General features: G+C 59.7%; 13 protein-coding genes. 2 read left to right on the forward strand and 11 right to left on the reverse strand.

Going from position 1 to position 13,604, the window contains the following annotated elements:
* Positions 1-42: 42 nt before the first annotated feature.
* Together WD026_RS16030 and WD026_RS16035 are read left to right on the forward strand one after the other, a co-directional pair.
* Positions 43-1,035, forward strand: coding sequence for an aldo/keto reductase (locus WD026_RS16030; protein WP_425724657.1), 993 nt, complete (start codon positions 43-45; stop codon positions 1,033-1,035).
* Positions 1,036-1,127: 92 nt separating this feature from the next.
* Positions 1,128-1,823 (forward strand): DUF6064 family protein, encoded by a 696-nt coding sequence (locus tag WD026_RS16035; protein ID WP_425724658.1) that lies wholly within the window; start codon positions 1,128-1,130, stop codon positions 1,821-1,823.
* Positions 1,824-2,436: 613 nt separating this feature from the next.
* Here the strand turns inward: WD026_RS16035 and WD026_RS16040 are convergent.
* From WD026_RS16040 to WD026_RS16090, 11 genes are all read right to left on the reverse strand, one after another.
* Positions 2,437-3,651, reverse strand: a complete 1,215-nt coding sequence (locus tag WD026_RS16040) for an NAD(P)/FAD-dependent oxidoreductase (RefSeq protein WP_425724659.1) — start codon at positions 3,649-3,651, stop codon at positions 2,437-2,439.
* Positions 3,641-4,225, reverse strand: a complete 585-nt coding sequence (locus WD026_RS16045) for a MarR family winged helix-turn-helix transcriptional regulator (RefSeq protein WP_425724660.1) — start codon at positions 4,223-4,225, stop codon at positions 3,641-3,643. Before WD026_RS16045 ends, WD026_RS16040 begins: the two co-directional genes overlap by 11 nt.
* Positions 4,226-4,259: 34 nt before the next feature.
* On the reverse strand, positions 4,260-4,583 hold the full coding sequence (locus WD026_RS16050) for a 2Fe-2S iron-sulfur cluster-binding protein (protein ID WP_425724661.1): 324 nt from the start codon (positions 4,581-4,583) through the stop codon (positions 4,260-4,262).
* Between the two features lie 10 nt (positions 4,584-4,593).
* Complete coding sequence (locus WD026_RS16055; RefSeq protein WP_425724662.1) at positions 4,594-5,817, reverse strand: cytochrome P450; 1,224 nt, start codon at positions 5,815-5,817, stop codon at positions 4,594-4,596.
* Between the two features lie 41 nt (positions 5,818-5,858).
* A complete protein-coding gene (locus WD026_RS16060) occupies positions 5,859-6,572 on the reverse strand; it encodes an ABC transporter ATP-binding protein (protein ID WP_425724663.1) in 714 nt (237 codons plus the stop codon).
* A 1-nt stretch (position 6,573) separates the two neighbouring features.
* Positions 6,574-7,320 carry an ABC transporter ATP-binding protein gene (locus tag WD026_RS16065; RefSeq protein ID WP_425724664.1) on the reverse strand — a complete coding sequence of 249 codons (747 nt, stop codon included), beginning with the start codon at positions 7,318-7,320 and terminating at the stop codon, positions 6,574-6,576.
* Entirely contained in the window at positions 7,317-8,279 is a 963-nt protein-coding gene (locus WD026_RS16070) for a branched-chain amino acid ABC transporter permease (RefSeq protein WP_425724665.1), read from the reverse strand. Before WD026_RS16070 ends, WD026_RS16065 begins: the two co-directional genes overlap by 4 nt.
* On the reverse strand, positions 8,280-9,149 hold the full coding sequence (locus tag WD026_RS16075; protein WP_425724666.1) for a branched-chain amino acid ABC transporter permease: 870 nt from the start codon (positions 9,147-9,149) through the stop codon (positions 8,280-8,282). It lies immediately after the preceding gene.
* Between the two features lie 30 nt (positions 9,150-9,179).
* Entirely contained in the window at positions 9,180-10,346 is a 1,167-nt protein-coding gene (locus WD026_RS16080) for an ABC transporter substrate-binding protein (RefSeq protein WP_425724667.1), read from the reverse strand.
* 235 nt (positions 10,347-10,581) lie between these two features.
* Positions 10,582-12,093 carry a HipA domain-containing protein gene (locus WD026_RS16085; protein WP_425724668.1) on the reverse strand — a complete coding sequence of 504 codons (1,512 nt, stop codon included), beginning with the start codon at positions 12,091-12,093 and terminating at the stop codon, positions 10,582-10,584.
* Positions 12,094-12,797: 704 nt separating this feature from the next.
* On the reverse strand, positions 12,798-13,604 hold an 807-nt coding region (locus WD026_RS16090), incomplete at its 5' end, for a recombinase family protein (RefSeq protein ID WP_425724669.1).

The raw sequence follows: 13,604 nt of genomic DNA on the forward strand, positions 1-13,604 counted from the left end.
TCTTTGGTGGACAGATCTGGTGCTGGGGAACTTGTCTGTGGGATGAACTTCGAATCGTGGGCAAACCACGGTGGAGCACTCATGCGGACAAATAACCAGCTAAGGCAGCTAGCCGATGGTCCCACCCGACGCACCAGCCTGGCCGGCTTGGCGGGGTTGGTGATCTGGGGCTTGGGACAACCGTCGCCCGGGCAAGCCTCAGCGGCCGCACCTCTCTTGCGCACAATTCCCTCCAGCGGTGAGGCTATTCCAGTGGTGGGATTAGGCAGCTGGATCACATTCAATGTTGGGCAGGACGCGATCGGGCTGGCGGCATCGACCAATGTGATCCGGGCCTTCCTCGCTGGCGGGGGAAGGATGATCGACTCGTCACCTATGTACGGCTCAGCGCAGGCCACGATTGGTCATGCTTTGGCCACGTTGGGCCGTCCCCAAACCGTCTGGTCGGCAGATAAGGTGTGGGATGGCGACCTGGCACGCGGCATCGCACAGATGGGAACCTCGCGCCAACGCTGGGGCGTGGAGCGCTTCGATTTGATGCAGGTGCACAACCTGGTTGGTTGGCAAGTACACCTGCCGCGCCTGTTCGAGATGAAGGCTGCGGGACGGCTGCGCTACGTTGGAATTTCCACAAGCGAGGGGCGGCGTCACGCCGAGTTCGAGCAGATCATGCGCAGCTACCCGCTGGACTTCATACAGGTCTCTTACAACATACTCGACCGCGAAATAGAGCAGCGCATCCTTCCATTGGCGCGGGACCGGGGCATCGCGGTGATTGTGAACCGGCCCTTCCGCCAGGGAGCGCTGCCGAGGCAACTGGCACGTCATCCCCTGCCGGGCTGGGCGCGTGAGCTGGGTTGCGAGAACTGGGCACAGGCCGCGCTGAAGTTCGTCGTGAGCCATCCAGACGTGACATGTGCAATCCCCGCCACCACTCAGGTGCGCCACGTAGAGCAGAACCTGGCGTCTGGTCGAGGTCCGATGCCAGACGCTGCATTGCGCGCGCGCATGGCGCGCGATGTGACCGCCCTGTGATGGTGAGCTTTCTGGCCGAGCCGACTGCGCTGCTTTGCAGAGTGATCGAGAAAACGGCGGAGCTTGGGCATTTGATCGAATAGGTGCACACCGTGGATGAATGGTGGACCTATCGGCCGTCTGATTTCCTGATGTTCTCTCCGCCAATTTACTGGCGGTTGTTTGAGTCGCTCAACCGCACTGGCTGGCCACTAGCAATACTGGCGGTGACTCTAGGCTTAGTGGCCTGGGTAACGCGGCGCCGGGCACGCACGAGCGGCATTGAAGCGACGGGTTCAGCCCGCTTGACTGCGCTGCTCATGGCCGGGTGTTGTCTGTATGTAGCGTGGGCGTTTTTTTGGCAGCGATTTGCCCCAATCTACTCTGCAGCGCCAGCATTTGCAGCGCTCTTTGCGCTTAAGGCGGCGGTCTGGGCGCTCCTGGGAGCCAGCCCGGGCGTAAGCTGGGCGCCCCGTAGCTACCGCACCGAGTTCGGTGTGCTTCTCGCTATCTGGGCCTTCGTCGGGCATCCCGTCTTGGCGCTGATATTCGGACGTTCACTCTGGCAAGCTGAGTGGTTCGGCTTGGCACCAGATCCGACAGTCTTGGGTGGGCTGGCTCTATTGCTGATGCTCGATCTGTCGCGGTGTCGCGCCTCTCAAGTTCTCTTTTGGACACTGTGGGTGGTGTCTTTGCTCTGGTGCGCCATAAGCAGCCTGACTTTGTGGACACTGGAAGAGCGACAGGGGCTGATTTTGCTCACGCTTGGCCTACTGGCACTCAGCGCGGGGGCATTGCGCCGCCGCTGAGTCTGTGCCTGTGCTACAGGACGACGCCCTTGCTCTTTTCTCTCTAGATCGCCCCAGGTTTCGAGGAAGCTCAACACTCCGCGAGGGATCACCGAGTTCTACGCCTGGCTGGTCGACCAAGGCGGCATGGTCACGAAGCATCGCCAATCCCTGAAGTGGGTGGAGCAACAGGAAGCTGAGGCCGTCCGAAAGCAACAGAAGCAAGGAGCGACGCCCAAGCTTTGATGGATCTGCACACATGAAGGCATGAATATCGTGCGCCGGTTAACGGGGTAGGCAGAGCAGAAACTATGTCTCGACAACCCACATCTAACGTTGCTGATCACTCGCTGCTTCGGTTGACATCATCGATACGCTTCAGCCCTACGACCGTCGGGATGAATCGCCTCTTGATGCTTGCAGGATCCAGCTCGACCAGCCCCTGCAAACGCAGGTGACGGACAGCTGCCGAGGCCTGACGCAGGGGCTGGCCAGTGTGGAGAGCAATCTCCTTGGTGGTCGACGGGCCCAGCTCCCGAATCGCCTCTAGGATGACTGAACTGAGCGGTCGGCGCTCGCTAGTTGCGATGCTTGGCCGTGTGGGTTGTTGACTCAGCCACATTGCAGATATGGACTACAGCAACGACTTCAGCGGTATGTCCCGATCTGCCACAAGGTCGAACGACGGTGAACGCCCCGCCTCGATCAGCTTGCGGGCCCACATGTGGTCAACGGGTGCGTTGGCTGACTCGACAGCCAACAGTTCATCACCAGCGTAGTGGAACAGGCTGAAACTCGCTGGCGTAGTTCCTGCTCGAGGCACAACTGCCAGCCCTGGTCGCCACAAGCCAACCATCTGGAGGCGAAGGCCACCTTGCTCAGACCAGAACCAGGGCGTTGGCTGGTAATCGGTGGCTGACCCGATCAGGGTGGCTGCAGCCACCTTGGCCTGATCGTTGGCGTTTTGAACCGACTCCAATCGGATCCTCGCACCACGGTAGTCGAAGCTCGTGCAGTCACCGATGGCCAGGATGTCCTGATCGCTGGTTCGCATTTGGCGGTCGACGTAAACGCCGTTGTCGATCTGCAATCCCGCCTGGGCTGCCAATTCGACCTCAGGTATCGCACCGATGCTTAGAAGCAGCGAACTGGTCTTTCGCGGCGCGCCAGCGACTTGAATATCCGTAAGAGTCCGGCCCTGGACATTGAATCCACCGATGCTGACACCGAGATCGACAACCGTTCCCATGGCGTTGTGGTGCTGAAGAATGAATTCAGAGAGCTCGGGCGATAAAGCTCGAGCAAGTAAGCGGGATGCAGACTCAAGAACATGGACCGACCAGTTGAGCTGGCGGGCCGTAGCGGCCACCTCCAGGCCAATGAAGCCGCCGCCCATGACGACAAGCTCTCGCTCAGCCGCTGTATGCAGATGATGCCGAAGCAGTTGCGCATCTGCAGCGTTACGCAGCTTGAACACGTTGTCCAGGGCCACAGAAAGCTCGGGATGTTGTCGAGCACGGGTGCCAGTTGCCAACACTAGATGTCCATAGCCCACTCGGCGACCTGACGAAAGCATGACTTCCTTGCTGTCCCGCTTGATTTCGACCACTCGGTCGCCTTGGTGGACAGTAATCCCCTGAGCAGCAAACCAACTCCCATCCTTGTGCAATTGAAGTGGCTCTGCGGCCTCCTTGAGGAAAGCCTTGGACAGAGGGGGACGCTGATACGGAAGAACGTCCTCGGCACACACCAGTTCAACCCTGTGACCTTGTCCTGCGTCCACCAGAGATGCGCATAGCGCTGCAGCAGCATGACCGCCACCGACGATGACGATCGAATCACTCGCCATCTGATGGCTCCGGTGATCGGACCTTGCGCTTGACCTTGGCGTGATGACGATCCAGAAACTCGTTGGTGGCCTGCTCCACAGCCGGCAGGTTGTCGTGCAACCGCCGGAGCAGGTCGATCAGCACCTCGCGTTCTGACACGTTGAGCACCTCAAGGAAGGCACGCTCTCGCTCAAGAGCCAGCTTGAGGATCTGATCATGCAGTGCTCGGCCCTCGGCCGTGATACGGGCCACCCTGAGTCGACCATCCGCATCGTCAAGCCCAATCGTGATGAGTCCCCTTGCCTGCATGCTCTTGAAGGCTCGACTCACCGAGGCCTTATCCATGCCAATCGTTCTGGAAATTGACTGGGCCGTGAGCTCACGCTCAATGGCCAGCAACACAAGCAGGCGCCAAGTCTCAATACCGACATCAAACACCCGCAGATAGGCGCTGGAAGCGCCGCCAGAGAGCTTGTTCGCGATCCAGGTGAAGTACGCTGGCACATAGCGTTCAAGGTCGACGACCGCCTGCCCTGGCTTGGGGGCTGAGGTGTTGCGCCGGGTCGGTACAGATGCGGGTGGCAGTTTGCTCATGCGGCAAAGTGGTGGAAGGTGAACTGAAGCCCTCTTATTGTTGCCGCTCAGGAACACGGACTGTCATGCCTTCGAGTTCAGGTGCCATCTTGATCTGGCAGCTGAGGCGACTCTCGGATCTACGCTCATCCGCAGTGCACTCCAGCATCTCAAGCTCGGTCTCCAGCGGCGCCGGCAAACGGTGCTTAAATTCAGCGTCCACGTAGACGTGGCAGGTAGCGCACATGGCCGACCCGCCGCATTCGCCAACGATGCCCTTGTAGCCGCTGGAGACAGCCGCTTGCATCAAGCTCTGACCATAGGCCACCTCGAGGACAGTGATCTGTCCAGCAGCAGAAATGAGTGTGACTTGGGGCATACCGTTCCTCTCACGCGGGGATAAGGCGAACTGGCATAGATGCCATCGCTCTCATCGTGTTGTTAAGTCGCCGCTTGGGCTCACCCAGCAGCTCAATGCGGCTCACCCGCTTGGCCAGCGCCGTGAGGACCACCTCACCCTCCAGGCGCGCCACCACCTGCCCAACGCAACCATGGATGCCCGAGCCAAATGCCATGTGGCCCGCGGGGCGTCGCTGGACATCGAACCTGTCAGGCTCAGGCCAATGCCGCTCATCTCGGTTAGCCGCCGCCAGGAATGTCACCACCTTCGTGTCCTTGGGCAGTGATACGCCCATCAGCTCTGTGTCGCAAGAGGTGGTTCTGAAGAATGTCTGAACGCTGGACTCATAGCGCAGCGATTCCTCAAACGCCGGGCGCGCCAGCGAATGATCCTTGTGGAGAAGCCCGTACTGGTCTGGGTGGCTGGCCAGACAGAACAGCGCGTTGGCAATGCCGCTGATGGTGGTGTCAACACCGGCCGATAGGAACGAGCGAACCAGCATGGGCGCCTCGGCCGCCGTAATCTCACCGGCGTCCGCAGCCTGCCAGATCAGTTCACCGAAACCGTCCTTGGACAGATTCTCACGCTGGCAATGGGCCATGATCCAGGCCGTGACAGGCTCCACCTTCTCGGCAGCCTTGCGCAGTCGCTCATTGCGGGGACCGAATGCGTTGAAGATCATGTCACCGTACAGCAGCAGGTTTTCTCGTCCTGCAGAACCCACACCCACAGCGTCCGGAAACACCTTCAGGGGATACACCTCGGCAAGGTCTTTCACTGCGTCGATCTTCTCGCCGGCGGCCTGTCGCTGCAGGAGCCGCTCGATCAAAGACTCTGCTTCGGCGGCAAAGGTGCTGCGAATCTGCGTCACGGTGCGTGGCGACAGAATCCTAGCCAGGATGGCCCGGGCCTTGGTGTGCGACGGAGGATCGGCCTCAAGGATCAGACTCTTGGGCCGAAAGGGTGCTTCCTTGTTGAAGTTGGCCAGGCCAACGCCAGCGCCCGAGATGAATGTGCCGTGGTCATTAAGGACAGCATGCACAGATACGTGCTGGGCGCAGCCATAGATCCCGTAGGAAGGTATCCACACCACGGGGCCAGCATCGCGGAGCCTGCGGTGATATTCCTGTGGGTGGGTGAGGAAGTCGTCCGCGAAGGGGTCCACATCGACAACGGGAACATCCGCGGGGGCATCAATGGTGGAGGAAGTCATCGTTGTACTCCGGTGTAGTTGCTTCTTCTGGCGTGGCTGGATCAGTGGGCTCCAGCCACACCGACATAACGCTCGAGCAAGTCGGTGCGCTCGCGCAATTCGGCGCTCTTGCCTTCGTGGACGATTTCACCTCGCTCCAGGACAACCACCCGAGGCGAAAACCGCAGGGCGTCGTCGATCTTCTGTTCAACGAGGATGACAGCCACACCGGTATCGCGGGCCAGCCGCTCGAAGGCTGCCATCAGCTCCTGGCAGATGATCGGTGCCAATCCCTCCAAGGGCTCATCAAGCAGGAGGAGCCTGGGTTTGCCCAGCAGGGTTCGGGCGACCGAGAGCATCTGCTGCTCACCGCCCGAGAGTTGTTGTCCCCCGTTGTGGCGTCTTTCAGCCAGGCGGGGAAACAACTCGTAGGCCTCGTCGATGGACTTGCGAGGGCGTCCCTTGAGCCCGGCCACTAGGTTTTCCTCCACCGTCAATGAGGCAAAGATGTCCCTGGTCTGGGGCACGTAACCGATACCCGCCAGTGCACGCTGCCTGGGCGTCCAGGCCGAGACGTTTTGTCCGTCGAGCGTCACTCGGCCCGCGCGCACGTCAGCCAACCCCATGATGGTCTTGAGCAGGGTGGTTTTGCCGACGCCGTTTCGACCCACCAAGGCCAAACGTTCACCCTTGCCAAGGGTGAAGCTCAGTCCATGGATGATCTGGATGGCACCAAAACCTGCGTCGAGTTGATTAACCTGCAGCAGCTCGCTCATTTCAGACCTCCGCTCCGAGATAAGCGGTACGAACTGCCGGATGTCGACGGATCTCTTGGGGCGTTCCTTCTGCGAGGACCGCCCCCTCGGCCAGCACCAGGATCCGATCGGCAAATCCAAAAACCAGATCCATATCGTGTTCAATCATGAGGATGGCAAGACTGTCCGGCAGGGTGTCCAGCGCGTCCAATACAACTTGTCGCTCACCGCTGGGCACACCCGCCATCGGCTCGTCCAGCAGGAGCACCTTCGGCCGCAGCGCCATGGCCAGCGCAATCTCCACCAGACGCTGCTGGCCGTAGGCCAACTCGACGGCCGACCGCTCGGCCAGGTCGCTGATCTGAAGGGTGCGCAGTATGTCGTGCGCCTCATCACGGACTTCCTTAAAAGAGTCCATGGACTTCCAGAGATGATTCACGCTCCCCAGCCGCTCATGGATAGCCAGCTCGACCTGGCGGCAAATGGCCATTTGCGGTGCAAGCTGGGTGATCTGAAAAGTGCGCGCCAAGCCCCGCTTGACTCTTCGAGGTGCCGAGATTGCAGTGACATCCTCACCCATCAAGAGAACGGTCCCCGATGTGGGAGCAAGTGCGCCAGTGATGAGGTTGATCAAGGTGGTCTTGCCAGCACCATTGGGGCCGATCAAACCGACTCTGTTGCCCGCAGCCAGCTTCAGGGACACATCTCGCGTCACCTTGAGTCCGCCGAACGATTTGTTCAGGCCACTCACTTCCAGAAGCGCACTCATGCTGCGTGCTCCTGGTGCTTTCCAAGCCGGGGCAGCATGGCAAACCTCTGGCGGATCAGCTGTCCCCAACGGTCTCGGGGTACCAGCACCACAGTGACCAGCATGGCACCAATGATGAACAGCCAGTGATAGGGATTGATCGAAGCCGCCCAGTGGTGAATGGTCATGAACACAGCGGTGCCCGCTATCGCCCCAAAGAGACTGCCGGCGCCTCCAAGTACCAGCATGACCAGCGCTTCGGCCGACAGCTCAAAGCTCAAAGTGTCCAGACCGACGATCTGATTGACCTGCGCATTGAGGGCCCCGGCAATCCCAGCAAAAGCGCCTGCAAGCACATAAAGCTTGAGCAGCTGAGCTCTGACCTGGCCCCCTATGGCGCCTGCCCGTTCCCGGTTCTGATGGATACCCACCACGGCAAGACCAAAGGGGGAGTTCATCAGCTTGCGCATGGCAAACAAGCATCCCAACATGACGATCACGCAGTAGACGAAGGCGACCCGGCCGTACAGATCAAAGCCCCAGATACCGAGGATCTTTTCGACCTCAAAACCGGTGAGACCATCCTCACCACCGGTCCAGTCGCGCAGCTTGCTGGCGGCGTTCTGGACGATCTGCCCCACAGCCACCGTCAGCATTAGGAAGGTCAGGCCTTCATACCGAAGCAGGAACAGACCCGACAGGCCAGCCAGTGCGGCACCGGCGGCGGCTCCAGCGGCCAGCCCTATCAGTGGATTACCTGTCAGGTGCATGGCCAGCAGTCCGCTGGCGTAGGCACCGATACCGAACATGGCAGAGTGCCCCAGGGTAGCGAGACCTCCATAGCCCACCACCAGATCCAAAGACATCACGAAGATCGCCATAGTGGCAATCCGAGCCGCCAGCGACAGCTGCTCAGGCCACACCACGTAGATGATCACGGACAGGGCGACGATCGCCAGGTAAGGAATGCTTCGCTTCATTTAGGCACTCCGGCGAGAGACCAGCAACCCATGGGGACGCCATGCCAGCAACAACGCCATGGCCAGGAAGAAGAAGAGGCTTCCCCAGTCGGAGGCCAGATACTTGCTGGCCGTCTCGATGATCCCCAGCGTTAGTGCTGCAGCCAATGACCCGGCGATGCTGCCCATTCCGCCAACGGCTACCACCACCAGGACCAGCACCAGGTACTTCACCGGGTAGTACGGCTCCAGCGGCATCAGCTCGGCGCCCAGGATTCCACCGAGTCCCGCCAGGGCAGCACCCGCCGCAAAGGTCATGATGTAGACGGCCTGTACAGGAATCCCCAGAGCAGATGCCGCTCCGGTGTTGTCCACCGTGGCTCTGAGCCAGATCCCAAAGCGCGAGCGGCCCAACACCAGGAACGCAAGAACGACGACCAAAAGACCGCAGCCGATCACCAGAAGCCGTTGCGCAGGCAGCGTCCGGAAACCCAGGTCGACAGGCGTTTGCAGCCAGCTCGGCAGGGGGATCAGCTGGACCTCGGGCCCCGCCATCAGGTTGGCAGTCGCTACGAACAAGAACGTCAGGCCAATGGTGAAAAGCACCTGCTGCAGTTCGCTCTTGCGGTACAGCCGCCGCAGGACGGCCACCTCGAGCAGTGCACCCAGCGCGCCGGTGCCCACAATGGCGAGCACGACGCCCAGACCAAACGGAAGACCCTGCTCCCGAATGAGCCAGGCGGCCAGGTAGCCCCCGGTCATCGCGAATGCGCCGTGAGCAAGGTTGACAAATCGCATCAGACCCAACGTGACGGAAAGGCCCACCGAAATGATGAACAACACCATTCCGTAGGCAACCCCGTCGATGAGGATGTTCGGGATCAGGGTCACGCCAGGTCTCCGCGTTGCGATCGTCGAGCTTTATTTCGCCAGTCCGTGGTCGATCTGCGGGCCGAAGTTCTGCACCTCTTTGTTCACCAGGGCGCCACCGGGCCCTTTTTCGACAACGCGCAGATAGACGTTCTGCGTGATGTGGCGCGTGTTCGGATCGATGCTGACGGGTCCCCGCGGGCTCTCCCACTTGTGTCCCTTGATGGCGGCCATGGCTTTCTCGCCATCGCGCTTGCCGCCAGTGGCTTCGATCATCTTGTGGATGACGGCCATACCATCCCAGGCACCAGCGGTGGCGTAGTTCAGCACCGCATCCTTGTTCACCTTGGCCACTGCCGCGGCAAAGGTCCTGTTGGCAGGCGAGTCGTGCGCTGCGCTGTAGTGGAATGCCGTGGTCAGGCCCAGCGCAGCATCTCCAAACTTCTGTAGATCGAACTCATCGGTTTCTGCAGTACCGAGAAACTCGATGCCAGCCTGGCGCAGACCGTTTTCGTTGTAGGCCTTCACAAAGCCCAGGTTGGGGGGGCCGCCGGGCAAAAAGACGTAGACCGCCTGGGCACCACTGGCCTTGATTCGTTGCGCAAAGGGAGCGAAGTCAGTGGTTCGAATGGGCATGCGGATGCTTTCGACCACCTCGCCGCCCTGCTTGGTGAACTCTGCCTTAAACGCATTCTCGGCATCGACCCCCGGGGCGTAGTCAGTCACTGCAGTCACCACCTTCTTGATGCCCTTCTTCGCAGCGTGCTGCGCCAGGGGTACGGTGACCTGCCACAGGGTGTAGCTGGTTCGGACGTAGTAATCACTCTTGGTGGTGATGTCGGAGGTAGCGGCGTTGAAGATCACGAAGGGCGTCTTGGACTCCTGGATGACCGGAGCTACAGCAAAGGCGTTAGGGGAGAACACTACGCCGCCGAGGTAGTCGACCTTGTCCTTCACGACCAGCTCTTGTGCCAGCGTTCGAGTATTGGCCGGGTTTGGCCCGCCCTCGTCCCGGTAAATGAACTCGATGTCCTTGCCGGCCAGCTTGCCGCCCTGTTGCGCGACATACGCCTCCGCGCCGGCTTTGAACAGTGCACCATAGTGCGCAAACGGCCCCGAGAAGGGACCAATGATCCCGACCTTGACTGGCTGGGCAACCGCACTGCCCAGCATGAGCGCAGCGGCCGCCGCGCCGAGAAGCTTCCATTGAACTCGCATGCTTGTCTCCTTGGGTGAGCTCGCTCTGAGCGGCGAAGCTAGTTAGATGCTATTTCAACTAGTTGAGTTATCAACCAGTAAAAACCCGGAAGAGCAGGTCAACATGCCCCATCGGATCAACAAAAGCATTTGTGCACCCCAGTGCCTGGGGCGGAACAACCTTCGACTCGTCAAAGCGCTGGATCCAAAGCGGCTTTGCTGAACAGCTTGCCCATGCGCTCCTAAACATCAAGGCCTAGCACGCTGTACTGGACGAGTAGACGCGATCAGCCACCTGAAAGATTGACTTGGCAGCCGCTTCAAGCAACCAGAAATCCTTGACCTCCATGCGGCCAGAGAGCTCCTGTGCAGTTATGCGCCAGGCGCGCAGGAACAGATCCTGCTCCCTCAAAATCGTGATCGCATCCGACCTGGTCAGAGTGAACTCATCAGCAGCAGCCAGTAACGCTTTGATCGATAGAACTCGGTTCTGCTGCGATTTCGCCAAGGCGTCACTGGTAGGGTCGTTCACTGCCTCAAAACGAAGCCCAACCGCCGGGGCAAGCCAGATCCTGCCCCCGCTGCCCTGCAGAAAATTAACCTTGCGCAGGATGTCGCCGGGCACCCCGATGAGCCACATATAAAGCAGCTGCCTAAAAAGCAACACGGCGTCACGATCGTAGTCCTCGCAGTACTGCCTCATGCAGTCGAGCAAAAGCCACACATCATCAAGAAGACCGGATCCAACCTGCAAGCCAGACGGGCGGCTCCTCAGCAAGGACCGCGCTGAGACCATACCGAGCTTGTTCTGAGTCGTACGGTCAAAGCGCTTGTAAAGCAGAACAGGCTGGCCTGCGCAGTTACGCAACTGATGATCGGCAGCTCCCATCTTCAAGCGAGAAGCGATCGTCATCGTGAGGCTCTCCCAGAGAACCACGTTTGCTTGGTCCCGTGTAAGCCTAAGTTTTGCAACCCACATCTCATTTGAATCATCCAGGCATGTGCACTTAGGCCGAGATCCAGGTACTGCAGTGGCCGCCAGAAGTGCCTGATGAAGCTGTATCTGCGATGCCAACCCCTTTTCGATGGCATGGACCGCAACCTGCATGCTCTCAAGTTGTGAGATGTGGGGCAGAAACTGACGTGTCCGAAAATCAGCACTGACGTCCCAGGCTGGCCGCTCAGCACCCAGCGGACGAATGCTCAATGCGCCCAGGCGAACAGCATCAGGGATGACGCTGAGTGAATGAAGCTTGAGATCCAGTGCAGAGTCACCGGAAAGAGAATCCAGAAGCCCACCTTCAAGAGCTTGCCGCAAGACGCAAGCTGCGAAGCCACTGGCCTGCTTCAGCAAGATGCTCTCCAGGAGAGCGTCCTGCAGGTCACCGTCCAGATTCAGGTGGCACCTTTCCTGAGTCGTACCCAACAAAGACGGATACCAGGGAAACGACTCCAAGGTGGGGAAGCTGCGATTAGGAACGATCTCCACCCATGAGGCGCCACTCTGCTGCCGGAAATGGAGGGTGGCGATGGGATTCAACCTCTGCGCGAGGAAGACCTGGACATCACAGCTTGTTTTAGCTGACAGGTTCGCGCAGATGCTTCCCAGCGTAGAGCCGTGGCGCGCGACCTTATCGGGCTTAGCCGAAGCCTGCCCCAAGAGCTCAGCACCAAACGAGATGCTCGCCCTACGGGCCAACGCGGCAGGAGCGAACCAGCGCAATTGGCGCAGAAAACGACGGAACAGGCCAAACAAGCCCAGCTCCATGCAAGCACGCAGTAGGAGAGCCACCGGAACATCCAACGCGGCGCGCTCAAGGCGTCTTGCACCCTCCTGCGTAGTGCCAATCCTGCTGGCCAAGTCCTCGATAGACCAACCAACAGCCCTTCGCTTTTCGCGGACGGCTGCGGTCAACTCACGGCGAGCAACAGTTTCGCGGGACGGGTTGGTAAGGGTAGGCATAGGAAGGTTCGGATGGAAACCCCCATATCGTCCCGTCACGACCTCCTTCCGGCGCAGAGCTAGACGAGAGTTTTTTTCAGATCCGCGAATCCTGGCCCACGTTCAGATGCAAGAGGCGCTGTCCGGCGTCAAGACCCTTGCGCTAAGCAATCACACGCAACAATATTGTTGATGGACTCAACGCGCTGAGGCTCACAACATGCCACCCATCAAACTCGACCTGGCCAGGCTACAGCAGCTTACGAGTCCGTTCCTGCACGAGCTCCTGAGTGCCCGGAGAAACCTTGGACTGCCCACGTCGCTGGTGTCGTTGACCACCGATCGCGAAGAGCTAGAACAGAGGCTTTTAATGGCCTTGGATGAAACAGACCTGCAAGAGATGCCAGCCCAATGGTCCTGGGAGGCGGCGGCTGTGGCTATCGCAGGCCACATCACAAGGCAGATGATCGACGAGCTCCAAGATACAACGGGCCGGTAACCGCTGCGGATGCTCAAACCACAAGGTCTCGTTACACGGTCGAATGATTCGGGTGCTGATCAATCGCCTGCCGAATGCCCGCCAGCAACTCCTGCACGTCTTTGATTACCGTCACGCCCGTGATGGGATGCGACTTGATCCACTTTGGCCGCAGCTTGTAAAACTCAACCGACTGCAGATGAAACTCTCTGACAGTGGGCCCCTCGTCCATCAGAGCCAGCAACACAAAGTCGGAAGCGGGTATGTCGCGCTTGAAGGTGTGCCAATGGCAGATACCGTCAATCACCCGAGGCCAGACAAATTGCATTCGCACCCTAACGCCACCCTCGAGGATCATGAGCCGACTGCGTGGATGAACTCGGCATGGAACTCCCCCTCGGCGAACCTGTTCCGCCACATCCCTCTGAATCTGGTCCCCCATCTTTCGTCCCAGAACTTTTCGCCGCTCGTGAATTGCTCTCACCAGCTTCGGGTCTCGTCCAGCCAGGGCAAGTGCGCGTGACACCGAGCCAAAGGCGTTGGAATAGGCCCTTCGAGAAGGTAAACCCATTGCCTCAAGATCTAAGGTCGTCAAGCCCGGATACCTGGCCAGACTGTCTCTGAGCGCCTTTAGCAGCTCCTCCTTGTCGCGCCTCAGACGCCTTCGGAACCAAAGCTTGTCCTGGGCTTCCTTCCACAAGGCTGCGTCCACTACGGGCTCGAGCGTGGAGCACGCCCTGACCTCTGCACGTTTTCGCTCGAGCTTGCCAGCCTGGTACCTCTCCCTACCCCAAACAAAGTGCCCGGCGAAGGCCTCGCACCGCAAAAGAGCATGGATGATGCTTTGGGTGTACTCCCC

Origin of the sequence: Hydrogenophaga sp. R2 (assembly GCF_049843595.1) — a bacterium.
Lineage (GTDB): Bacteria > Pseudomonadota > Gammaproteobacteria > Burkholderiales > Burkholderiaceae_C > Hydrogenophaga.

Coding starts and splice junctions, on each gene's coding strand:
- WD026_RS16045 (WP_425724660.1), bottom strand. CDS start 4,225: ATGAGCAAACTGCCACCCGCATCTGTACCGACCCGGCGCAACACCTCA.
- WD026_RS16050 (WP_425724661.1), bottom strand. CDS start 4,583: ATGCCCCAAGTCACACTCATTTCTGCTGCTGGACAGATCACTGTCCTC.
- WD026_RS16080 (WP_425724667.1), bottom strand. CDS start 10,346: ATGCGAGTTCAATGGAAGCTTCTCGGCGCGGCGGCCGCTGCGCTCATG.
- WD026_RS16065 (WP_425724664.1), bottom strand. CDS start 7,320: ATGAGTGCGCTTCTGGAAGTGAGTGGCCTGAACAAATCGTTCGGCGGA.
- WD026_RS16055 (WP_425724662.1), bottom strand. CDS start 5,817: ATGACTTCCTCCACCATTGATGCCCCCGCGGATGTTCCCGTTGTCGAT.
- WD026_RS16060 (WP_425724663.1), bottom strand. CDS start 6,572: ATGAGCGAGCTGCTGCAGGTTAATCAACTCGACGCAGGTTTTGGTGCC.
- WD026_RS16040 (WP_425724659.1), bottom strand. CDS start 3,651: ATGGCGAGTGATTCGATCGTCATCGTCGGTGGCGGTCATGCTGCTGCA.
- WD026_RS16030 (WP_425724657.1), top strand. CDS start 43: ATGAACTTCGAATCGTGGGCAAACCACGGTGGAGCACTCATGCGGACA.
- WD026_RS16085 (WP_425724668.1), bottom strand. CDS start 12,093: ATGGAGCTGGGCTTGTTTGGCCTGTTCCGTCGTTTTCTGCGCCAATTG.
- WD026_RS16070 (WP_425724665.1), bottom strand. CDS start 8,279: ATGAAGCGAAGCATTCCTTACCTGGCGATCGTCGCCCTGTCCGTGATC.